Source organism: Janthinobacterium sp. ROICE36, assembly GCF_002869965.1.
Classification (GTDB): Bacteria; Pseudomonadota; Gammaproteobacteria; order Burkholderiales; family Burkholderiaceae_D; genus Janthinobacterium.
Genome location: NZ_PEBS01000009.1, coordinates 67459 through 89921 on the forward strand (window position 1 = coordinate 67459; position 22463 = coordinate 89921).

Below are 22463 nucleotides of genomic sequence, written 5' to 3' on the forward strand. Positions count from 1 at the left end.
GGGCGGCATGAACGCCCCTTTTAATATATGGAACTGACGATGACCACCAATCCCCTGCTTGATTTTTCCGGACTGCCACGCTTCGACGCGATCACGCACGAGCATGTCACGCCTGCCATCGATACCCTTTTGGCCCAGGCGCGCGCCACCGTGGCGCGGCTGGAAGCGCCGATGGCAGCAGTCAGCTGGGAAAACTTCGTCGCGCCGCAGGACCAGATCGCCGAAACCCTGGGCCGCGCCTGGAGCATCGTCAACCACCTCAACAGCGTGATCGATACGCCGGAACTGCGCGCCGCCTACAATGCCAACCAGCCCAAGGTGACGGAATTCTTGACCGAGCTGGGCCAGAACGACATCCTCTTCGGCAAATACAAGCAATTGCAGGCCAGTCCCGCTTTCGCCAGCCTGTCGCCGGCGCGCCGGCGCATCGTCGACAATGCCGTGCGCGACTTCCGCCTGGGCGGCGCCGAGTTGCCAGAAGACAAAAAAGCGCGCTTTGGCGCCATCCAGGAAGAACATGCGGCCGTCGGTACGCGTTTTTCCGAAAACGTGCTCGACGCCACCGATGACTACAAGTTGCTGGTCGACAATGAAGCTGATCTCGCAGGCTTGCCCGACGACGTGAAGGCCGCCGCGCGCGCCGCCGCCGAAAAAGCGGGCAAAGCGGGTTATGAATTCTCGCTGCACTTCCCCTCTTATTACCCGATCCTGCAATTTGCCGACAAGCGCGCGCTGCGCGAGACCATTTACCGCGCCAACGCCACCAAGGCATCGGAGCAGGGCGAGGTCTTCAGCAAGAAGGACGAGTGGGACAATACGCAAAACATCGTCACCCTGCTGCAGCTGCGCGACGAAGAGGCAAAACTGCTCGGTTACGCCAATTTTGCCGAAGTGTCGCTGGCCTCCAAAATGGCTACCTCGCCCGCGCAAGTCATCGCTTTCCTGGAAGACCTGGCCCAACGCGCGCGCCCGTTCGCCGAGAAGGACTTGGCAGAACTGAAACAATTCGCCCGCGAAGAACTGGGCATAGACGCGCTGCAAGCGTGGGACGTGCCTTACGCTTCCGAAAAACTGCAGGAACGCCGCTACGCGTTCTCGGCCCAGGAAGTAAAACAGTATTTCCCTGAACACAAGGTGATCGACGGCCTGTTCCGCCAGATTCAGAACCTGTTCGCCGTCGAGATCAAGCTTGATACGGCACCCGTCTGGCACCCGGACGTGCGCTTTTACCGCATCGAGCGCGACGGCACGCTGATCGGCCAGTTTTATCTGGACCTGTATGCGCGCGCGGGCAAGAGCGGCGGCGCCTGGATGGACGATGCGCGCGGCCGCCGTGCAGACGCGCAACACGTGCAAACGCCGATCGCTTATCTGACCTGCAACTTCACGCAGCCGGCCGTGCTCGACGGCACGACCCAACCGGCCCTGTTTACGCACGATGAAGTGATCACCCTGTTCCACGAATTCGGCCACGGACTGCACCATATGCTGACGGTCGTCGACGAGCTGGGCGTGTCCGGCATTGCCGGCGTCGAATGGGATGCCGTGGAACTGCCATCGCAATTCATGGAAAACTTCTGCTGGGAATGGGAAGTACTCGAACACATGACGGCACATGCCGTCACGGGCGAGCCGCTGCCGCGCGCGCTGTACGACAAGATGCTGGCGGCCAAGAATTTCCAGTCCGGCTTGCAAACCTTGCGCCAGGTGGAGTTCTCCTTGCTCGACATGCATTTGCACTATGACTACGATGCCAGCACGGGCCAGAGCGTGCAGCAGCTGATCGACGGCGTGCGCGCCAAGTTTTCGCTGCTCATCCCGCCCCCGTTCAACCGCTTCCAGAATGCCTTCGGGCATATCTTTGCTGGCGGCTACGCGGCAGGCTACTACAGCTACAAATGGGCCGAAGTACTGTCCGCCGACGCCTATGCAGCCTTCGAAGAAGCCCGCGCGCTGGGGCCGGCCGCCACCATCGAGGCAGGCAAGCGTTACCTGCAGGAAATCCTGTCCGTCGGCGGATCGCGCCCCGCGCTGGAATCGTTCACGGCCTTCCGCGGCCGCGAACCGTCAATCGACGCCCTGCTGCGCCACAGCGGCATGGCAGCCTGAGTTCGCCATGAGCCGCGTCGATTTTCACAGCAACGTACCCGACAAGCTGGCGTATGCCTGCCGCCTGGCGCGCAAGGCCTATATGGCGGGCAACAAGGTCGTCGTGCTGGCGGCCGACAGCGCCCAGCTCGACGCCTTGAACCGCGCCATGTGGACCATTTCCGCCACGGATTTCCTGCCGCACGTGCTGGCCGGCGACCCGCTGGCGGCGCAAACGCCCATCATCCTGACCGATGACGAAACGGCCGAGCTGCCGCACCACGACATCCTTGTCAACCTGTCACAGTTGCCGCCCGCCAATTACGCGCAGTTCCAGCGCGTCTTTGAAATCGTTTCCATGGATGAGCAAGATGCGCAGGCAGGCCGCCAGCGCTTCCTGCATTACCGCCAGCAAGACGTGCAACCGACCCACTTCGTGGCAGGGAAGACATGAACCAACAGCCTTTCGACCAGGGCATCCCCCTGCTGACGGAGGTGCTGCTGGGGCCGGAAGTGGCGCCCGCCATGCCAGCCGAGCCTGCTGTCGAGTTGCCACCGGACGTCGTGCAGCCTGACTGGGACGCCATCGAAGAGCGACTGACGCAGCGCATCCTGCATCAGGTGCAAGGCAAGATCGACCATCTGCTGGAAGAACGCATCGCCCACGTCTTGCAGACGGCCCTGCAAAACGCCCTGATCGGCATGCGCGGCGCATTGCGCGAAGACTTGCAGCAGTCGCTGGAACAGATCGTGGCGCACGCCGTCAGCCATGAACTGGGACATTTGCATCCGCCTGCACAGTAATCAGGCCACTTTTACCCCTAACAGCGAATTGCCGGGGTCGGACCCTGAGGGTCCGACCCCAGTCCTTGCCGCTGGGTTAATGCCAGCATTCCTACACCCTCGCCCCTCCCAACGCCATTCTTTGGTGCGCTCGCGTCTGCGAAATCGGTGCATCGCGCCTCACTTTGGTGATTGTTGCGACAAAATGCGAAAAGCCCCAAAAGCGGCTTTGCGCCGCGTGTTTTTTGTTGTACCTTTCTTCACACGTACCGCCATTCGAAGCGGTTTCACGAGACGCCGCCGTATCTTTATCCATTGGAGAATGTTTATGCTGCTCAAGACCAAAGTCCTTCCTCTCGCCCTCGCCCTCGCTTTTTCCGGCCACGCGGGCGCGCAGGAAATCATCAAGATAGGCCATGTTGCCCCGGTCTCAGGCGCCAGCTCCCACCTGGGCAAGGATAATGAGAACGCGGCCAAGATGGCCATCGAGGATTTGAACGCCAAAGGCTTCAAGATCGACGGCAAAGTCGTGAAATTCGTGCTGCTGTCCGAAGATGACGCAGCCGATCCCAAGCAGGGCACGGCCGTGGCGCAAAAGCTGGTCGACGCCAAGGTCAACGGCGTGGTCGGCCACCTGAACTCGGGCACGACGATTCCCGCCTCGCGCATTTACTTCAATGCCGGCATTCCGCAGATTTCGCCGGCCGCCACCAACCCGACATATACCCAGCAAAAATTCAACACGGCCTTCCGCGTGGTGGCCAATGACAACAAGCTGGGCGGGACCTTGGGCGCGTATGCCGTGGGCAAGCTGCAGGCGAAGAAAATCGCCGTCATCGATGACCGCACGGCCTACGGCCAGGGCGTGGCGGAACAGTTCGTCAAGGGCGCCAAGAAGGCTGCGCCAGGCGTGCAAATCGTCGGCAAGGAATTTACCAATGCCAACGCCACCGACTTCAATGCCATCCTGACCAGCATCAAATCGAAAAATCCCGACCTGATCTTCTTTGGCGGCATGGATTCCGTGGGCGGCCCCATGCTGCGCCAGATGAAGGCGCTGGGCATCAAGGCCAAGTTCATGGGCGGCGACGGCCTGTGCACGGAACCGCTGGGCAAGCTGGCGGGCGACGCCGTGGGCGAAGACATGGTCACCTGCGCGGAAGCGGGCGGCGTGACGGGCGCGCAGCAAAAAGGCATGGACGATTTCCGCGCCCGCTACAAGCAGAAATACAATATGGAAGTGCAGCTGTACGCGCCGTACGTCTACGATGCCGTGATGACCATGGCCACCGCCATGGCCGATGCCAAATCGTCGAAACCATCCGTCTACCTGCCGTTCCTGGCCAAGGTGCACTACCAGGGCGTGACGGGTCCGATCTCGTTCGATGCCAACGGCGACATCAAGGATGGCGCGCTGACCTTGTTCACCTACCGAGACGGCAAGAAAACCAAGATGGAAGTCGTCAAGTAATAGAACCTACTGCGCGGCGCGATTTGCGGCCTACGATGCTCACTGTGCATTCGCACAGCTGCGCTTCTCAGCCACAACTCACATCCGCTCGCTACGGTTCTCGCTGCTCAGCCATGTAAGCCTGCAAGCCTTCGACCAGCGCGTCGAAGGTGGCGCGGCAACGCAAGCTGCCGCGCAAGTCTGCATGCATGGTGACCCAGGTTTCCATCGGCAGCGAAAATGCTTGCGGCAGCACGCGCCGCAGGGCCGGGTCGCGCGCCGCCAACCTCGCCTGGCACACGCCGATGCCGGCGCCTGCGCGTATCAGGGCCAGTTGCGCCAGATCGCTGTCGCTGCGCCAGGCAAAATTTTTCCGCTCAAAACCCTGAAAGGCCACGCCCGCGTTGCGCACGAAGGGACTTTCTTCGTCATAGCCGATGACGGCATGCTGCGCCAGATCAGGCAATCCTGCCGGCACGCCATGGCGCGCCAGGTAGTGCGCATGCGCATGCAGGCCCAGTTCGATATCGCCCACCTTGCGTGCCACCAGCTGCTCCTGACGCGGGCGCAGCATGCGCACGGCAATATCCGCTTCCCGGCGCAGCAAATCCTGCACCTTGTTGCTCAATACCAATTCAATGCTCAAACCCGGATGGCGCGCGCCCAATCGGGTCAGGATAGGCGGCAGCACTTCCACGCCCACCACCTCGCTGGCGGCGATGCGCACGACGCCGACCACGCCCTGGCCCTGGTTGCTGGCGGCGCGCTGCATCAGGGCCGCCGTATGCTCCATGGTTTCCGCATGGGGGCGCAGCGCCAACGCCACTTGCGTGGGCAGCAAGCCCGACTGGGAACGGGTAAACAGGGTCGCGCCCAGCGCCTGCTCCAGCGCGGCGATATGCCGGCCGACGGTGGGCTGTGTGATGCCCAGCGCGCGGGCCGCGCCGGACAGCGAGCCGTGCTTCAGTACGGCCAGCAGCGAGCGGTAGTATTCCCAAGCAATGGAGGTAGTCATACATAAATGTATAGCCTGTACTCGATGTTCGTCAATTCCCAATTAGCCATGCGCGGCAGATACTGGCGCTATCAACCACACGGAGGACAATATGGACAAAACGGCATTGGTACTGGGCGCCACGGGCGGCATCGGCGGCGAGATGCTGCGCCAGTTGGCGGCGGCGGGCTGGCAGGTGCGCGCCTTGACGCGGGGAGCAACGCCATCGCCACGGGGAGATAACGTCGAATGGCTGCGCGGCGACGCGCTGTCGCGCGCGGACGTGCTGGCCGCCGCCAAAGGCTGCGCCGTCATCGTGCACGCCGTCAACCCGCCCGGCTACCGCCAATGGGGCCGGCTGGTGTTGCCCATGCTCGACAACACCATCGCGGCCGCCATCGCCGAAGGCGCCACCATCGTGCTGCCTGGCACCGTGTACAACTTTGGCCCCGATGCCTTCCCCCTGCTGGCCGAAGACGCGCCGCAGCACCCGCAAACGCGCAAGGGCGCCATCCGCGTGGAACTGGAAGCACGCCTGGAACGGGCCAGCACACAGGGCACGCGGGTGCTGATCGTGCGCGCGGGCGACTTCTTCGGCCCGCGCGCCGGCAACAACTGGTTTTCGCAGGGCCTGGTGAAACGGGGCCAGAGCGTGCGCAGCGTGCTGTATCCGGGCGCGTCCGGCGTGGGCCACCAGTGGTCCTATCTGCCCGACGTGGCGCGCACGATGCTGCAGCTGCTGGCCATGCGCGCCACCTTGCCCGCGTTTGCGCGCTTTCACATGGCCGGCCACTGGGACCACGACGGCCGACAAATGACGGCGGCGATTGCCCGCGTGGTGAAACAGGCCACGGGTGCGCCACCGCTCATCCGGCGCTTTCCCTGGTGGCTGGTGACGCTGGCGTCGCCGTTCGTGGCGACCCTGCGTGAAATGCGCGAGATGCGCTATTTGTGGCAAACCCCGCTGCGGATGGACAATGCGCAACTGCTGGCCGTGCTGGGCCAGGAGCCGCATACACCGCTCGATGAAGCGGTGCGGGCTACCCTGGAAAGCATGGGGAATTTGCAGGCAGCGGGCAAAAAAAATGCGCCGGGATTGCCGGCGCGCTAATTGCAGCTACTGCGGCACAGATTATTTCTGTGCCAGTACCCATTTAACCAGGGTGTGGGCTTCCGCCTCGCTCACTTGCGGGTTGGCTGGCATCGGGATCGCGCCCCAGGTGCCGGAACCGCCCTTCATGACTTTCGCCACGAGCTTGGCTTCCGCGTCTTTTTGGCCGGCATACTTGGCCGCCACGTCTTTATACGCAGGACCCACCAGCTTCGTGCTCACCGCGTGGCAAGCCATGCAGTTTTTTGCTTTCGCCAGGTCCGGATTGGCCAACGCTGCTTGCGATGCCAGAGCCGATACGGTCAATACACTCACCAACATAAAACGTTTCATTGTCTTTTCTCCAAAGTTACTTCCTGCGGCATTTTACTGTGTTTCCGCAGATGCACCACGAGCCCAGATCAAGCGTTTCAATGTAGTAACGCAATATAGTAACGATTAGGCACTCATATTCTGCCCCATCTGCGCACGCATGACCATGTTGTTTGTAAGGCGATGTAACGACAGGCGGCCCCGCACGCTCAAACGGAGCCGGCCGTCGCACTTATGCAACAAATCAGCGTTTCTTCAGTTGGGAGAGATCACGCACGGCGCCGCGGTCGGCCGACGTCGTCAGCGCCGCATATGCCTGCAGCGCCTGCGACACGTAGCGCTCGCGGTTGACGGGCAGCCAGGCGCAATCGCCCTTCGCTTCCATGGCGACGCGGCGCGCGGCCAGCTGCGCATCCGTCACGCGCAGGTTGATGCTGCGCTCGGGGATGTCGATGTCGATGAAGTCGCCCTCCTCCACCAAGCCGATGGCACCCCCTTCGGCCGCTTCCGGCGAGGCGTGGCCGATCACCAGGCCCGAGGAACCGCCCGAGAAACGCCCGTCCGTGAACAGCGCGCACGCCTTGCCCAGGCCCTTCGATTTGATGTACGAGGTCGGATACAGCATTTCCTGCATGCCGGGGCCGCCTTTCGGGCCTTCGTAGCGGATGATGACGACGTCGCCTTCATGCACGGTGTCTTCCAGGATCGCCGCGACGGCCGCGTCCTGGCTTTCAAACACGCGCGCCTTGCCGGAGAATTTCAAAATACTGTCATCGACGCCGGCCGTCTTGACGATGCAGCCCTTCTCGGCCAGGTTGCCGTACAAGACGGCCAGGCCGCCATCCTGCGAATACGCATGCGCCTTGTCGCGGATGCAGCCGGTGCTGCGGTCCGTGTCGACGGCAGCGAAGCGCTCCGACTGCGAGAATGCCATCTGCGTCGGCACGCCGCCCGGTGCGGCGCGGAACAGTTCATGCACGGCAGGGTTGTCCGTGCACATGATGTCGTTTTGCGCGATGGCGTCGGCCAGGGTCGGCGCGTGGATGGTCGGCAAAGTCGTGTTGAGCAGGCCGGCGCGCGCCAGTTCGCCCAGGATGCCCACGATGCCGCCCGCGCGGTGCACGTCTTCGATATGGTATTTGTCCGTCATCGGCGCCACCTTGCACAGGCAGGGCACCTTGCGCGAGATGCGGTCGATGTCGGCCATGGTGAATTCCACTTCCGCCTCGTGCGCGGCGGCCAGCAGGTGCAGCACGGTATTCGTCGAGCCGCCCATGGAGACGTCGAGCGCCATGGCGTTTTCAAATGCGGCCTTGGTGGCGATGGAGCGCGGCAGCACCGAGTAATCGTCCTGCTCGTAGTGGCGCTTGGCCAGTTCGACGATCAGGCGGCCCGCGCGCAGGAACAGTTGCTGGCGGTCCGAATGCGTGGCCAGGATGGTGCCGTTGCCGGGCAGGGCCAGGCCCAGCGCCTCGGTCAGGCAATTCATCGAATTGGCCGTAAACATGCCGGAGCAGGAACCGCAGGTCGGACAGGCCGAACGCTCGATTTCCGCCACATCGGCGTCGGAGACGCTGCTGTCGCCCGCCTTGATCATGGCGTCGACCAGATCGAGCTTGATGATCTTCTGCGTGCCGTTGACAACCTTGACGACCTTGCCCGCTTCCATCGGCCCGCCTGAAATGAAAACGACGGGGATGTTGATGCGCATGGCGGCCATCAGCATGCCCGGCGTGATCTTGTCGCAGTTCGAGATGCACACCATGGCGTCGGCGCAGTGGGCGTTGACCATGTATTCGACGGAGTCGGCGATCAGGTCGCGCGATGGCAGCGAATACAGCATGCCGCCGTGGCCCATGGCGATGCCGTCATCGACGGCGATGGTGTTGAATTCCTTGGCCACGCCACCGGCCGCCTCGATTTCGCGCGCCACCATCTGCCCCAGGTCTTTCAGGTGCACGTGGCCGGGCACGAATTGGGTGAACGAGTTGACGACGGCGATGATCGGCTTGTCGAAGTCGCCATCCTTCATGCCGGTGGCGCGCCACAGGGCGCGGGCGCCAGCCATGTTGCGGCCGTGGGTGGTGGTGCGGGAGCGGTATTGCGGCATGATGGAGACTTTCCGAGAAATGAATAATGCCTGACTGCGCGGATTTTCAACAAAACCCTGCATGCAGTGGGGATACGCCAGATTGCCTTGCGCGCGCCCCACTGTCAAATATATGATGCACGTGTCTGTGATTCGTTTTACATATCACAGAACTTATTCCACATGGAAACACATATGAATCTTGAGCTGCGCCAGCTGCGCTACTTCGTCACCGTCGCCGAGGAATTGCACTTCGGCCGCGCCGCCGCGCGCCTGCACATGACGCAGCCGCCCCTGTCGCAAACCATCATGGCCCTGGAAGAGTTGCTGGGCGCGCCCCTGTTCCTGCGCACGCGCCGCGAAGTGCAGCTGACGCCGGCAGGCAGCGCCCTGCTGCCCGAGGCGCGCCGGCTGCTGGCGCAGGCGCTCGATCTGCCCGCGCTGGTACGGCGGGCCGCGCAGGGCGAGGCGGGGCGTTTGAGCCTGGCGTTTGTCTCCTCGGCCGATTACAGCGTGCTGCCGCCATTGCTGCGCGCCTATCTGACTGCCTATCCGCAAGTGCAGATCCAGTTGCAGGAAGCCACGTCCGACTTGCAGCTCGATGAATTGCTGGCCGGGCGCACGGATGCGGGCCTGTTGATCCCGCCCCTGCCCGAGAAGGCGAAAGGAGAGCTCGATTACCTGCCCGTGCTGACCGAAACGCTGGTGCTGGCCGCGCCCTCCGGCCTCGACATCTTGAACGCGCCGGGGCCCGTGCGCCTGCGCGACCTGCCGCCCCTGCCTTTGATCATTTTCCCGCGCGCGATATCGCCCGCCCTGCACGACGCGATACTCGGCGTGTTCCGCGCGGCCGGCATCACGCCGCAGATCGGCCAGGAAGCGATCCAGATGCAAACCATCGTCAGCCTCGTCTCGGCTGGCATGGGCATCGCGCTTGTGCCACAATCGGTATCGAATCTGATGCGCCCCGGCGTAGAATACAGGCCGCTGCAGGATGCCACGCCCCTGGTGGAAACGGGCCTGGCCTGGCGCCGCGACAATCCGTCCACCGTGCTGCAGGGTTTCCTGGCGCTGCTGCGCAAGCAGATCAGCGCTACTGCCCCTTAAATTAAGTGGCCGCTAAGGCAAAAAACCGCTGGCGCCGCCATACTACGCAACCTTGGCTTTAAACAAAGAAAGAAACCCCATGCTGATACACCCGATGCCCGACCCGATTGCCATCCAGATCGGCCCGCTCGCCGTGCACTGGTACGGTCTGATGTACGTGCTGGCCTTCGCCCTGTTCATTATCCTGGGCCGCGTGCGCATCAAGCAGCCGCACATCGCCGTGCTGGGCTGGAAGAAGGAAGACCTCGACGACATGCTGTTCTACGGCATGCTGGGCGTGGTGGTCGGCGGACGCCTGGGCGAAGTGCTGTTCTACCGCCCCGAATACTTTATGCACAATCCGCTGGAAATCTTCATGGTCTGGCATGGCGGCATGTCCTTCCATGGCGGCTTCCTCGGCGTCATCCTGGCCATGTATGTGTGGAGCCGCAAGGCGGGCCGCAACCTGTTCGACGTGCTCGACTTCATCGCGCCGCTGGTGCCGCTCGGTTATGCCGCCGGCCGCCTGGGCAACTTCATCAATGCCGAACTGCCGGGCCGCATCGCGCCGGAGAGCTTGCCTTGGGCCATGCAATGGCCGGGCATTCCCTATCCCGTGCACCCGTCGCCCCTTTACCAGATGCTGATCGACGGCATTTTGGTCTTCATCATCCTATGGCTGTATGCGCGCAAGCAGCGCCCGCGCATGGCCGTGGGTGCCATGTTCACCCTGCTGTACGGCTGCGCCCGCTTCTTCACGGAATACTTCCGCACGCCGGACTGGGAAGTCGTGTGGCTGGGCGTGCCGATCACATCGGGCCAGATGCTGTCGCTGCCGATGATCGTCGGCGCCATCGCGCTGCTGGTGTGGGCGTATAAAAGCCAGGTGACGGGCACGCCGCCCACCAAGGCCCGCCCGGCCAACACCTGACACCGCAGCCCCCCCCCCCGATGGTGCGCCAGGCAGGCGCGCCATCCCCTCCCCTGGCAACACTTCCCTTAAAGCAACGACGTTTCCTTGCGGAATAGACTTGCTGTTGACATCTGGGTATCATCGTTTTAACGTGCCGCCAGACCAGGGCATGCCACGACGCCACGATACCGATGCCACCGGGGAGTGCCTTGCCATGCCGCCCACCGGGCGAAAACTGAGATGCTGGATCGCGCTGGGCGCCTGTTATGTGCTGGCCCAGCTGGCCTTGACGGCCTGCGCTGGCACGCGTGCGCCCTGGGTGAGCTATGCGTTCAGCATTGTCTCGCCCCTGCTGGCGCTGGCCGCCTGTTGCCGCTGCGCCTATGTCAGCGCGGCAGGCGCCGCCAGAACAGGCTGGACCCTGTTTGCCGTGGCCATGCTGTTCTGGAGTACGGGCATGTTACTGTCGTCCTGGCAAGACCTGAGTGGCCAGGTGGCATCGGACGCCACGTATTTTTCCGATTTCGCCTATTTCATGTATGGCGCGCCCCTGCTGCTGACGATGTTCTTATGGTGCTATGCAGGCTGCGCGGGCGCGTATAACTACCTGACCTTGCAGGGCGTGACGGAACCATGGAGCGAGGTGCTGCCGGGCCTGCCGTTCCTGCTGCTGGTGCTGCTCACCACACGCGTCCCGGCGGCGCAGGCCGGGATGGCAAGTACACCGGCGCAGCGCGTCCCGCAAAAGCTGACCCTGCTGATCGACAACTTCAGTCCCATCTTCTTTACGGCCGCCTTGCTGGGATTGGGCTTTGCCGTCATGCGCACGCATTTTTACCTGGCAGCGGCGTCGCTATTTGTCGCGCTGCTGGTCCACGCGCTGCGCTCGGCCACCCTGCAAAGCCGCTACATGCAAAGCGAACGCGCACTGCGCGCAGCCCACGACAAGCTGGAAAAGCTGTCGCTGACGGATGGCTTGACAGGCATCGCCAACCGGCGCTGCTTCGACCAGACCCTGCAGCTGGAGTGGCAGCGCGCCACGCGCGATAACAAGCCGCTGGCGTTGCTGATCATCGATATCGATTTTTTCAAAAGCCTCAACGATGCCTTCGGCCATCCGTATGGCGACTCCTGCCTGGTGCAGATCGCGGCGGCCCTGCATTCAGCGCTGCCGCGCGCCAGCGACCTGTCGGCCCGCTTCGGCGGCGAGGAGTTTGCCGCCATCCTGCCCGCCACCGACCGCGCGGGCGCCTTGGCGGTGGCGCACAAGATGCAGCAAGCGATCGCCGCTGCCGCCATCGTCCACGCGCCGTCGCGCGGCGGCCTGGTGACGGCCAGCATCGGCCTGGCATTGAATGACGCAGGACAGACGCCGGCACCATTGCTGGCCGCCGCAGATCAGGCCCTGTACCGGGCCAAGCAGAATGGCCGCAACCGGGTCGAGGGCTAGCTTGCCAGCTTGCCGGTAATAACTTCCCATTGCGCCGGCGTCACGGGCGTGATCGACAAACGGCTGCCCTTCTTGAGCAACAGCATGTCTTCCAGCTCCGGCATCTGGCGCATCTCGGACAGCGGCAGCAGCACCGTCTTCTTCAGGCCGCGCACGTCGACGCTGATCCAGCGCGGCTGCTCAGGCGTGGCCTTGGCATCGAAATACTTGCCGCCTTCTTCAAACTGGCTGTGATCGGGATACGCACCGCTGGCCACTTCCGCCACGCCCGCCACGCCCGGCTGCTGGCAACTGGAGTGATAAAACAGCACGCCATCGCCAGGCTGCATGCCATCGCGCATGAAGTTGCGCGCCTGGTAGTTGCGCACGCCGAACCACGGCATGGTGTGCTGCGGCGCTGCCATCAGGTCGTCGATGCTCACTTCATCGGGTTCGGATTTCATCAGCCAATATTGTTTCATCTGGACTCCGTGTCATAGCGACAGACGTAAAAAAACGGTTGCGCATCAAAGCTGCAACCGTTTTCAGTTGTACTACAAATGTACTGCAAATTGGGCCCCGCCTGTGCCGCTATGCCGGCATCCCGAACCAAACGGTTCAAGGTGGTCACGTTAGTTCAATTTCGGGTTCGTCGAACGAGCGACGCTCACTCCCATCAAACAAAATTCGCAACCGATGCGCATAAATGGTTCAAGGAATATATGGCAATCGCGAACACCGCAGGGTAGACCCAAGTTTACTCCTTTGATCGCGCATCGCAAAGACAAATCGTCGCGTATGCGCTTAAAAAAGGTTTTCCTGGGGCGTCAATGCGCTATCCAGGACCGTGTGCATGGCCGATATCTTTTGCTTCACTTCCAGTATCGTCAATTCCGACAGCGGGCCTTGCGGCGACTTCACGGAAAGGAATTCTGCGGCCACGCCCAGGGCGGCCAGCACGGCGATGCGGTCATTGCCCTTGACCTTGCCCGCGTCGCGGATGGCTTTCATTTTGCTATCGAGATAGAGCGCCGCTTCGCGCAGCGCGCGCTCTTCGCCGTCGCGACACACCATGCTGTAGGACTGGCCCATGATATTGACATCGACACGCGGCATTACGCTTCCTTCTCGTTCTCGGCACTATAGGCGCCCGCTTCCGAAGCGGCTTGCTCCAGGCCAGCTTGCACCAGTTCGGGAATTTTTTCCAGCAACGCTTCCACCCGCTCCTGCGCCTCGCGCATGCGTTGCACATACAGGGCGTTATCGGCGGCCAGCGCGGCATTGTCCTTGCGCAATTGCGCGTTTTCACGGCGCAGCGCATGGGTCATTTCGGCCAGAAGGCCTATCTTGTCGGATAATTCGTTGAATTCGGAAATCATCCCGCCACTATAGGGCGGACGCTCCATGGGCGTCAATCGAATCACGCCGCTGTCACACATATTTACATCAATGCAGGGCTTTGCCATGAAATACACGCTTTTTATCGCCATCACGCGCTTGCCGACGTGCCGCCGGCCCGTCTAGCGGGGCGCTACGTAGTCCGGTTGAATGTCCAGGACACCATAGCGATTCTCGCACGAACGGCGCGTCAATTCCTGCTTGCCGCTCTTGCCATCAAGCACCATCGTCAAGTTGCGGCACGTGGTAAAACTACCGGGCTTGGTGCCCGTGTCGGATGGCGTCAAGGTGACGCGCAAGGGAACGGCATTGCCCAAGCCCTTGTTGCTCCACTCACGGCTCTTGCCATCCTCTTCATCTTTCAAGGTGCGCACGGCGGCCGTCAGCAAGGCTTTCTGTTCCTTCGCATTCAGCCTGGCGATGGTGACATCCGACAAGAAAGGCGGATACACGACGGGCGCCGGGTCCTTGCCCTGCACATCCCAGTTGCCGCTGTTCTGCGAACAGGTGCGGCGACTCAGGTCCTGCGACCTGTCGCCCGCCTTGACGACGAATTTCAGGTCACGGCAGACGTGTGCCTTCAGGCTGTGCTCTGTCATGCCGGAGTTGCTGAAGTTATACGTGACCTTCACCAGCACGCCGTTGTCGCCGCCGTTGTCCCATACGTGCGCTTCCTGGTCGTCGTCATCCTTGTTCAAGTCATTGAACAAGTCATTGAGCAGCATCGTCTTTTCCAGCGGCGTCAGGGTCGCCACGGTGATCTCGTCGACGATGGTGGGTGTTTGCGCGGCCGCATTGCCCAGGCAGGCGAGACCGATGACGGTGGCGCCCAGCAAGCGCAGGGCGGAATGGGGAACAGGAAATGGCATGGTGTTCTTTCTGGCGCATGTGGTGATAGGTGGCGATATTGATATGCAATTGCAATCATCTTATCAAATTTCATAGTGAAACTCTGTTACCCATGCGTACCGGAACGCCCTCTCTCCGGACGGCATGCTAGAGTCGCTGCTGTTGCTGACGCCCGGGAACGCGGCTTGTGCTGGCGCAAACCCTGTGCAGATGCAGGCTCTGCTTATCATGTATGTATATATTCCTCGTGAATAAGCCCTTGAAGTTGACCCATACCGTCCCTATAATTAGCACTCGTTAGTAGAGAGTGCTAACAAACTCTTTCGTAGCAATCCTCAGGACTGATGGTGCTTGCCAGACCACTGCAGGGAACGCTACGCGGCGGGCGACGCCGCGATGCACACCACTGCCGGAGACAGGCAAGGACAGAATGACAGGGGGTTTGCTTGACCGTTGCGGGCTGCTTTCAACGGCGGTCACTGAAAGCATGTCTGGCGCTGTGCCGGATATGTATTCATTTAGCAACACTTATCCATTGAACTTTAAGGAGTTTTGTATGAATCTGCGCCCATTGAACGATCGCGTCATCGTCAAACGCCTCGACCAGGAAACCAAAACTGCGTCCGGCCTCATCATTCCTGATGCAGCTGCTGAAAAACCGGATCAAGGCGAAGTCCTTGCCGTAGGCAATGGCAAGATTCTCGACGACGGCAAAGTCCGTCCTCTGGATGTCAAAGTGGGCGACCGCGTCCTGTTCGGCAAGTACGCCGGCCAAACCGTCAAAGTTGACGGCGATGAGCTGCTGGTCATGCGCGAAGAAGACATCATGGCGATCGTCGTCAAGTAATTGTTTCCACGTTATAGACAGATACATCCCGAAACTCAGGAGAATTGAACATGGCAGCTAAAGAAGTAGTATTCGGCGACGCAGCGCGCGCCAAGATGGTCGAAGGCGTCAACATCCTCGCCAACGCAGTCAAAGTAACGCTGGGCCCGAAAGGCCGCAACGTCGTCCTGGAGCGCTCGTTCGGCGCCCCTACCGTCACCAAGGATGGTGTATCGGTAGCGAAAGAAGTTGAACTCAAAGACAAGCTCATGAACATGGGCGCGCAAATGGTCAAGGAAGTTGCTTCCCGCACCAGCGACAACGCCGGCGACGGTACCACCACCGCGACCGTGCTGGCACAAGCCATCGTGCGCGAAGGCATGAAGTTCGTTGCCGCCGGCATGAACCCGATGGACCTGAAGCGCGGTATCGACAAAGCCGTTGCTGCGACCGTCGAAGAACTGGCGAAAATCGCCCGTCCTTGCACCACGACCAAAGAAATCGCCCAAGTTGGCGCGATCTCGGCGAACTCGGACTACTCGATCGGCGAGCGTATCGCTGAAGCGATGGAAAAAGTCGGTAAAGAAGGCGTCATCACCGTGGAAGACGGCAAGTCGCTGAACGACGAGCTGGACATCGTTGAAGGCATGCAGTTCGACCGCGGCTACCTGTCGCCATACTTCATCAACAACCCAGAGAAACAAGTTGCCGTACTGGATAGCCCATTCGTCCTGCTGTGCGACAAGAAAATCTCGAACATCCGTGACCTGCTGCCAATACTGGAACAAGTCGCCAAAGCTGGCCGTCCACTGCTGATCATCGCAGAAGACATCGAAGGCGAAGCGCTGGCCACCCTGGTTGTGAACAACATCCGCGGCATCCTGAAAACGTGCGCAGTGAAAGCACCTGGCTTCGGCGACCGCCGCAAAGCCATGCTGGAAGACATCGCTGTCCTGACCGGCGGCCAAGTGATCGCTGAAGAAGTCGGCCTGACCCTGGAAAAAGTGACCCTGGCCGAACTGGGCCAAGCGAAACGCATCGAAGTGGGCAAGGAAAACACCATCGTCATCGATGGCGCCGGCGAAGCTGCCTCGATCGAAGCACGCGTGAAACAAGTGCGTGTACAGATCGAAGAAGCGACCTCGGACTACGACCGTGAAAAACTGCAAGAGCGCGTAGCCAAACTGGCTGGCGGCGTTGCCGTGATCAAGGTTGGCGCAGCCACCGAAGTCGAAATGAAAGAAAAGAAAGCCCGCGTTGAAGATGCACTGCACGCCACCCGCGCTGCCGTGGAAGAAGGCATCGTGCCTGGCGGCGGCGTAGCCCTGCTGCGCGCACGCGCCAACATCACGGTCAAGGGCGACAATCCTGATCAAGATGCTGGTATCAAGATCGTCCTGCGCGCAATGGAAGAGCCACTGCGCATGATCGTGCAAAACGCTGGCGAAGAAGCTTCGGTCGTCGTGGCAGCCGTACTGGCTGGCACGGGCAACTACGGCTACAACGCTGCCAACGGCACGTATGGCGACATGGTTGAAATGGGTGTCCTGGACCCAGCCAAAGTGACCCGTTCGGCGCTGCAAAACGCCGCTTCGATCGCTTCGCTGATGCTGACAACCGACTGCATGGTCTGCGAAATCGCCGACGACAAAGCAGGCGGCGGCATGGGCGGCGGCATGGGTGGTATGGGCGGCATGGGTGGCATGGACGGCATGATGTAAGCCCTGCGGCCCCGCGCCGACGGCGCGCGCGGCCGCACACGCCGGGCCAGGACAGGCAGAGCAAAAGCTGTTTGCCCCAGCCCGGCAACCCCGAAAGCTGGCTTCTACGGAAGCTGGCTTTTTTTTCGCCTGACTTTTCAGCAAGCCCGGCGATTGCCCACCTGCGCATTTTGCTTTAGCATGGCCGCCATCGTCCTTCTTTCTCACGCCACCATCATGCCGCCACGCGCCTCTTCTTCCAAAACCACCATCATCGCCGGCATCCTGGCAGGCTTGCTGACCGCCGGGCTAGTCGCTTTCTATCTGCACCAGCAGTCCGCGCCACACGCTGGCAATGCCCCGGCCGTGAGCAACCAGGCGGCGCAGGAACAGAACGCGCGCGCCGTCGATGCGCTGATGGCGTTGCCGGAAATCAAGGCATGGTCGGCGCATATCGAAAAAGCGTCGGGTGGCCGCGCCCATGGCGCCGTGATGGAAACGTCGCCCGAGACGCGTCTGGTGGATGGGGTCGCAGGCTATCAGCTGAGCTTTTTCGAAAGCACGCCGGACGCGGCCCACCGCTGGGAAAGCTTTGTCGTCACGCCCGACGGCAAGCGCATTCTCGTCGACGACATCGCCACAGGTGAGCTGATCAGCCTGGAACAATGGCGCAAGGACAACGCGCCCATGCAGCGCATCGCCACCCAGTAATTCTCCTATGCCGGCGCGCCCTGCGGCGCCGCGCCCAGCACGCCACCCGCCAGCCCCGCAAACGCGCGCGACCACAGCAGCACATGGAAGTTCGGCGCCAGCGCGCAAGCCAGGTTCGACACGCTAAACAGGAAAAACATGGTCAACAGCAGCTTCTTGCGGTCGAAGCGGTCGATATACGTGGCCGCCAGCAAGCCGGACAGGCCCGCGCACCAGGCGTAAGCCGAGACGGCGCCCGAGACGGCAGCCGGGCCGATGGCGAACGCCTGCATCAGCTGGGGTGCCAGCGGCATCATCAGCATGAAATCCATGCTGACGGTAAATTGCGTCAGCGCAAGCAGCCACAGCATCGCGCGCTCGCGGGCCGGGGTCAGGGCCGCGCCAGCGGACATATCAGGGGAAGGGTTCGGTACAGGTTTCATGCGGCAGATCTTAAGGATGGCGGCGGTGGACGGCAAGGTTTACTTTCTGGCATCGAAGCGCGATACTCGTCCACATGCCCGCCACCTCTGTCCGCCCCCTCACACCAGACGACGCCAGCGCCTACCGCGCGCTGCGCCTGGCCGGCATCGCCGAACTGCCCGCCGCCTTCTGCACCACACACGCAGCGGAAAGCGGCTTGCCGCTGGCACACATAGCCCAGCGCTTGCGCGCCACGTCGCACCAAATAATATTTGGCGTTTTCAACGAAGAACAATTGATCGCCATTGCCGGCCTGCGCCGCGAACCAATCGCCGTCGTGCATGACAAGGCCAGCCTGTGGGGCTTGTATGTGGCGCCCCAGGCGCGTGGACGCGGCGCGGCACGGCAACTGGTGCAGGCGGCCATCGACCATGCCTGCGCCATTCCCGAGCTGGGCTGCGTGCGCCTGGCCGTGGCGCAGGATAATCACGCGGCATTGACCCTCTACCTGGGCTGCGGTTTTACCCTGGCGGACGGTCCCGCAGCGGAGGGCATGCTGCCACTGCAGCTGTTGCTGCCCCGCCCGGCGCGTGCAAGTGCCAGTGCAAGTGCAAGCCCAAGTGCCGAAAGTAATGTCTTTATGAAAATCAATACCTTACAAATCCCTGCGAAATAGCGGACAGGCCGTTTTTTCTGTTGCAAGCAAACGCGACAGGCCTTAGCATCGCGGCTTACAAAAAAAACTTGGGGAGAGCCAATGTCATCGGCCGAGACACAAACCGCCACGGGCAAAATGCCCCGGCAAATACCGTACATCATTGCCAACGAAGGCTGCGAACGCTTCAGCTTTTATGGCATGCGCAATATCCTGACCGTTTTCCTGATCAGCACCCTGTTGCTGCAGCTTCCGGCCGAGCAGCGCACGGGCGAAGCCAAGCACGTGTTCCACACCTTCGTCATCGGCGTGTATTTCTTCCCGCTGCTGGGCGGCTGGCTGGCCGACCGCTTCTTTGGCAAATACAACACCATCTTCTGGCTCAGCCTCGTGTATTGCGCCGGGCATGCCTCGCTGGCCATTTTCGAGAACAATGTCAAGGGCTTCTATTTCGGCCTGTTCCTGATCGCCTTCGGCTCCGGCGGCATCAAGCCCCTTGTCGCCTCGTTCGTCGGCGACCAGTTCGACCAGACCAACAAGCACAAGGCCAAGCTGGTCTTCGAGCTGTTTTACTGGATCATCAACTTCGGCTCCTTCTTCGCGTCTTGGCTGATGCCGATGTTCCTGCGCGATTACGGTCCGTCGATCGCTTTCGGCATCCCCGGCCTGATGATGTTGGCCGCCACCATGGTCTTCTGGATGGGCGCCAAGAAATACGTGCACGTGCCGCCGGCGCCGCCGAATCCCGACTCATTTACCCGCGTGGCCCGCACGGCCCTGCTGGCCCGTGTCGACGGCGGTTCGCGCCCCGGCCTGTATGTAGCCTACGTCGGCGTGATCGGCGCCCTGTATGCGTTCTACAGCATTCCCGAATGGGGCTTCGTGATTGCAGCATGTACCGCGCTGGTCTTGCTGCTGGCCTTCGGCAGCATCGGCACGGCCATGCAGCTGGAACGCGCGCGCGGCATCCACCCGGATGATGCCGTCGAAGGCGTGCGCTCGGTCCTGCGCATCCTCGTCATCTTCGCCCTCGTCACGCCCTTCTTCTCGCTGTTCGACCAGAAGGCCTCGACCTGGATCGTGCAGGCCGAATCGATGACCAAGCCGGAAGGCTTCCTGCCATCGCAGATGCAGGCGCTCAACCCGTTGCTGGTAATGCTGCTGATCCCGTTCAATAACCTGGTGCTGTACCCGAGTCTGCAGCGCTTTGGCTGGCAGCCGACGGCGTTGCGCCGCATGACGGCCGGCATCGGCTTTTCCTCGCTGTCGTGGATCGTCATCGGTATGCTGCAACTGGCACTCGACAGCGGTAACTCCGTATCGATCTTCTGGCAGATCCTGCCCTACGCGCTGCTGACCCTGGGCGAAGTACTGGTGTCGGCCACGGGCCTGGAGTTTGCCTACAGCCAGGCGCCGGCATCGATGAAGGGCGCCATCATGAGCTTCTGGAATCTGTCGACCACGGTGGGCAACCTGTGGGTACTGATCGTCAACAAGAGCGTGATGAACGAAGGCGTGATCAGCAAGATCGGCCAAAGCGGCATCAGTGTGACGGCCTTCCAGATGTTCTTCTTCGCCGCCTTTGCCGCCGTCGCCATGCTGGCCTTCGGCCTGTATGCACGCAACTACAAGATGGTCGACAACTACCGCCAGGCCGCCGTGCCGGGCAAGGCATGATGTACAAGTAAGCTGAAATGAAGAGCGCCCACAGAACATCGTGGGCACTTTTTTTTGCCTGTCCTTGTCAGGTCGTCACCGTCGGCGCATCGCGCCCCGTGCGTGCGCGGATCTGCGCCAGTTGCTCGGCCACGGCGATCAGTCCCGCCAGCGCCTCCTGGGTCGGGATGCCATGTTGCGCCGGATCGGCCTCATAGCGCTCCAGGTACAGGCGCAGGGTGGCGCCCTCGGTGCCCGTGCCTGACAGGCGCAGCACGACGCGCGCGCCATCCGTCATGATGATGCGGATGCCCTGCTGCGTCGCCACGGAACCATCGACGGGGTCCGTGTAGCTGAAATCGTCGGCCAGCGCCACCGTGTAGCCAGCGAACACCTGGCCCGGCAAGGCGGCCAGCTGGCCGCGCACGGCTTCCATCAGCTGCGCCGCGGCGGCGCTGTCGATGTCTTCGTAATCGTGGCGCGAATAGTAGTTGCGGCCATACGTGGCCCAGTGCGCGCGCACGATGTCTTCCACCGATTGTTTTTTCTCTGCCAGCAGGTTGAGCCAGAACAAGACGGCCCACAGGCCATCCTTTTCGCGCACGTGGTTCGAGCCCGTGCCGTAGCTTTCCTCGCCGCACAGGGTGGCCATGCCGGCGTCGAGCAGGGTGCCGAAGAATTTCCAACCCGTCGGCGTCTCGTAGCACGGGATGCCCAGCGCCGCAGCGACCCTGTCGGCCGCACCCGACGTCGGCATGGAACGGGCGATGCCCTTCAAGCCCTCACGGTAGCCGGGCGCCACGCCGGCGTTGGCAGCCAGGATGGCCAGGCTGTCCGACGGCGTGACGTCGAAGCGCCGGCCGACGATCATGTTACGGTCGCCGTCGCCATCCGAGGCGGCGCCGAAGTCGGGGGCATCCTCAGCGGCCATGATGGCGATCAATTCCTGCGCGTTGACGGGGTTCGGGTCGGGGTGGCCGCCGCCGAAGTCTTCCAGGGGCACGCCGTTGATGACGCTGCCCTTGGGTGCGCCCAGCATGCCTTCCAGGATGGCCGTCGCATACGGGCCGGAAACGGCGTGCATGCCGTCAAAGCAGATGCGCAGGCCGCCTGCAAACAGGGCGCGGATCGCGTCGAAGTCGAACAGCTGCTGCATCAGCTCAGCGTAGTCAAAAACCGGATCGATCACTTCCACCGTCATCTGCTCGATGTGCACAGTACCCAGGGCATCGAGGTCGATGTCGGCCGCGTCGCTGATGCGATATTCGCTGATCGTTTGCGTGCGCGCAAACATGGCTTCGGTGATCTTTTCAGGCGCCGGGCCGCCATTGGCGATGTTGTACTTGATGCCGAAATCGCCATCGGGGCCACCCGGGTTATGGCTGGCCGACAGGATGATGCCGCCGCTGGCGCCATGCTTGCGGATCACGCAGCTGACGGCCGGCGTCGACAGGATGCCGCCCTGCCCCAGCAGCACGCGCGCGTAGCCGTGCGCGGCCGCCATGCGCAGCACCGTCTGGATGGCCGTGCGGTTGTAAAAGCGGCCATCACCGCCCAGCACGAGGGTCTGGCCACGGCAATCGCCAAGCGTGTCAAAAACGCTCTGCACGAAGTTTTCCAGGTATTGCGGTGCACTGAAGACAGCCACCTTCTTGCGCAAGCCCGAGGTGCCGGGCCGCTGACCAGGTATCGGCGCCGTATTGATGATTTGAGTAGCCATATTGCCTCCATATTAACTTCCCATGGTAGCGCATGCGGGACCAGCAACAAAGCGTTGTACGCCTGCCACGGTGCGCCAAGCCGCTTAAGCTGGCTGCAGCAGTGCAGCACCTTACTCTTGCATGTCTCACAAGTACGAACTATAATAAGAATGGTTCTCATTCACATTTGGACTCCCACCAGAGTCTGCGCACAGTCGCCTGACTGATGCGCGGCTGGATGACACGCTGCGCCAGCCAGGCACCACCGCCAAGCAAGCCTCCCATGCCAAACACGCCCACCGCACGACGGA

21 protein-coding genes, 1 other RNA gene and 1 pseudogene are annotated in these 22463 nt (G+C 61.9%); 13 read left to right on the forward strand and 10 right to left on the reverse strand.

The genetic code is table 11. The features are described 5' to 3' along the window. Nucleotides 1-39: 39 nt before the first annotated feature. The 4 genes from CSZ94_RS05865 to CSZ94_RS05880 all read left to right on the forward strand — a co-directional run bounded on the left by CSZ94_RS05865 (nt 40) and on the right by CSZ94_RS05880 (nt 4342). Nucleotides 40-2109, forward strand: coding sequence for a M3 family metallopeptidase (locus CSZ94_RS05865; RefSeq protein WP_102120682.1), 2070 nt, complete (start codon nt 40-42; stop codon nt 2107-2109). A 7-nt stretch (nt 2110-2116) separates the two neighbouring features. After that, nucleotides 2117-2542, forward strand: a complete 426-nt coding sequence (locus tag CSZ94_RS05870; RefSeq protein ID WP_102120650.1) for a DNA polymerase III subunit chi — start codon at nt 2117-2119, stop codon at nt 2540-2542. Next, a complete protein-coding gene (locus CSZ94_RS05875; RefSeq protein ID WP_102120651.1) occupies nt 2539-2892 on the forward strand; it encodes a hypothetical protein in 354 nt (117 codons plus the stop codon). The genes CSZ94_RS05870 and CSZ94_RS05875 overlap by 4 nt, the downstream gene beginning before the upstream one ends. Nucleotides 2893-3199: 307 nt before the next feature. Continuing rightward, nucleotides 3200-4342: a branched-chain amino acid ABC transporter substrate-binding protein gene (locus CSZ94_RS05880; protein WP_102120652.1), complete on the forward strand. Its 1143-nt coding sequence runs from the start codon at nt 3200-3202 to the stop codon at nt 4340-4342. 91 nt (nt 4343-4433) lie between these two features. Here the strand turns inward: CSZ94_RS05880 and CSZ94_RS05885 are convergent, their stop codons facing one another. After that, complete coding sequence (locus CSZ94_RS05885) at nt 4434-5336, reverse strand: LysR family transcriptional regulator (RefSeq protein WP_102120653.1); 903 nt, start codon at nt 5334-5336, stop codon at nt 4434-4436. 91 nt (nt 5337-5427) lie between these two features. Between CSZ94_RS05885 and CSZ94_RS05890 the strand changes: the two genes are divergently transcribed. Next, on the forward strand, nt 5428-6426 hold the full coding sequence (locus tag CSZ94_RS05890) for an NAD-dependent epimerase/dehydratase family protein (protein ID WP_102120654.1): 999 nt from the start codon (nt 5428-5430) through the stop codon (nt 6424-6426). A 21-nt stretch (nt 6427-6447) separates the two neighbouring features. Here the strand turns inward: CSZ94_RS05890 and CSZ94_RS05895 are convergent, their stop codons facing one another. Then, complete coding sequence (locus CSZ94_RS05895) at nt 6448-6759, reverse strand: c-type cytochrome (protein ID WP_092713693.1); 312 nt, start codon at nt 6757-6759, stop codon at nt 6448-6450. A gap of 223 nt (nt 6760-6982) precedes the next feature. Further along, nucleotides 6983-8848, reverse strand: coding sequence for a dihydroxy-acid dehydratase (gene ilvD / locus CSZ94_RS05900; RefSeq protein WP_102120655.1), 1866 nt, complete (start codon nt 8846-8848; stop codon nt 6983-6985). Nucleotides 8849-9022: 174 nt separating this feature from the next. Between ilvD and CSZ94_RS05905 the strand changes: the two genes are divergently transcribed. The 3 genes from CSZ94_RS05905 (at nt 9023) to CSZ94_RS05915 (ending at nt 12276) form a co-directional block, all read left to right on the forward strand. Then, on the forward strand, nt 9023-9934 hold the full coding sequence (locus CSZ94_RS05905; RefSeq protein ID WP_102120656.1) for a LysR family transcriptional regulator: 912 nt from the start codon (nt 9023-9025) through the stop codon (nt 9932-9934). A 79-nt stretch (nt 9935-10013) separates the two neighbouring features. Further along, nucleotides 10014-10844: a prolipoprotein diacylglyceryl transferase gene (gene lgt, locus CSZ94_RS05910; protein WP_102120657.1), complete on the forward strand. Its 831-nt coding sequence runs from the start codon at nt 10014-10016 to the stop codon at nt 10842-10844. A 151-nt stretch (nt 10845-10995) separates the two neighbouring features. Then, nucleotides 10996-12276, forward strand: a complete 1281-nt coding sequence (locus tag CSZ94_RS05915) for a GGDEF domain-containing protein (protein WP_102120658.1) — start codon at nt 10996-10998, stop codon at nt 12274-12276. Here CSZ94_RS05915 and CSZ94_RS05920 read toward each other — a convergent pair. The 5 genes from CSZ94_RS05920 to CSZ94_RS05940 all read right to left on the reverse strand — a co-directional run bounded on the left by CSZ94_RS05920 (nt 12273) and on the right by CSZ94_RS05940 (nt 14522). Next, a complete protein-coding gene (locus CSZ94_RS05920; RefSeq protein WP_102120659.1) occupies nt 12273-12737 on the reverse strand; it encodes an EVE domain-containing protein in 465 nt (154 codons plus the stop codon). The genes CSZ94_RS05915 and CSZ94_RS05920 overlap by 4 nt on opposite strands. 90 nt (nt 12738-12827) lie before the next feature. After that, nucleotides 12828-13005: non-coding RNA, 6S RNA (gene ssrS / locus CSZ94_RS05925), on the reverse strand. 54 nt (nt 13006-13059) lie between these two features. Continuing rightward, entirely contained in the window at nt 13060-13371 is a 312-nt protein-coding gene (locus tag CSZ94_RS05930) for a cell division protein ZapA (protein ID WP_102120660.1), read from the reverse strand. After that, nucleotides 13371-13694: a DUF904 domain-containing protein gene (locus CSZ94_RS05935; RefSeq protein ID WP_258000799.1), complete on the reverse strand. Its 324-nt coding sequence runs from the start codon at nt 13692-13694 to the stop codon at nt 13371-13373. The genes CSZ94_RS05930 and CSZ94_RS05935 overlap by 1 nt, the downstream gene beginning before the upstream one ends. A gap of 81 nt (nt 13695-13775) precedes the next feature. Further along, complete coding sequence (locus CSZ94_RS05940; RefSeq protein ID WP_102120661.1) at nt 13776-14522, reverse strand: hypothetical protein; 747 nt, start codon at nt 14520-14522, stop codon at nt 13776-13778. A gap of 536 nt (nt 14523-15058) precedes the next feature. Here CSZ94_RS05940 and groES point away from each other — a divergent pair. The 3 genes from groES to CSZ94_RS05955 all read left to right on the forward strand — a co-directional run bounded on the left by groES (nt 15059) and on the right by CSZ94_RS05955 (nt 17739). Further along, a complete protein-coding gene (gene groES / locus CSZ94_RS05945; protein WP_010400979.1) occupies nt 15059-15349 on the forward strand; it encodes a co-chaperone GroES in 291 nt (96 codons plus the stop codon). A 50-nt stretch (nt 15350-15399) separates the two neighbouring features. Further along, a complete protein-coding gene (gene groL / locus CSZ94_RS05950) occupies nt 15400-17049 on the forward strand; it encodes a chaperonin GroEL (protein ID WP_102120662.1) in 1650 nt (549 codons plus the stop codon). 180 nt (nt 17050-17229) lie between these two features. Next, nucleotides 17230-17739, forward strand: coding sequence for a hypothetical protein (locus CSZ94_RS05955; protein WP_258000800.1), 510 nt, complete (start codon nt 17230-17232; stop codon nt 17737-17739). 29 nt (nt 17740-17768) lie between these two features. Here the strand turns inward: CSZ94_RS05955 and CSZ94_RS05960 are convergent. Further along, nucleotides 17769-18131, reverse strand: a pseudogene (locus CSZ94_RS05960) (MFS transporter); the annotation flags it as partial. Nucleotides 18132-18235: 104 nt separating this feature from the next. Between CSZ94_RS05960 and CSZ94_RS05965 the strand changes: the two are divergent. Both CSZ94_RS05965 and CSZ94_RS05970 read left to right on the forward strand, forming a co-directional pair. After that, nucleotides 18236-18817 carry a GNAT family N-acetyltransferase gene (locus CSZ94_RS05965; RefSeq protein ID WP_102120663.1) on the forward strand — a complete coding sequence of 194 codons (582 nt, stop codon included), beginning with the start codon at nt 18236-18238 and terminating at the stop codon, nt 18815-18817. 81 nt (nt 18818-18898) lie between these two features. Beyond that, nucleotides 18899-20473, forward strand: coding sequence for a POT-type proton-dependent oligopeptide transporter (locus tag CSZ94_RS05970; RefSeq protein ID WP_102120664.1), 1575 nt, complete (start codon nt 18899-18901; stop codon nt 20471-20473). 67 nt (nt 20474-20540) lie between these two features. On the opposite strand, the gene CSZ94_RS05975 is transcribed toward CSZ94_RS05970, so the two are convergent. Next, nucleotides 20541-22172 (reverse strand): alpha-D-glucose phosphate-specific phosphoglucomutase, encoded by a 1632-nt coding sequence (locus CSZ94_RS05975; RefSeq protein WP_102120665.1) that lies wholly within the window; start codon nt 22170-22172, stop codon nt 20541-20543. Nucleotides 22173-22463: the final 291 nt, after the last annotated feature.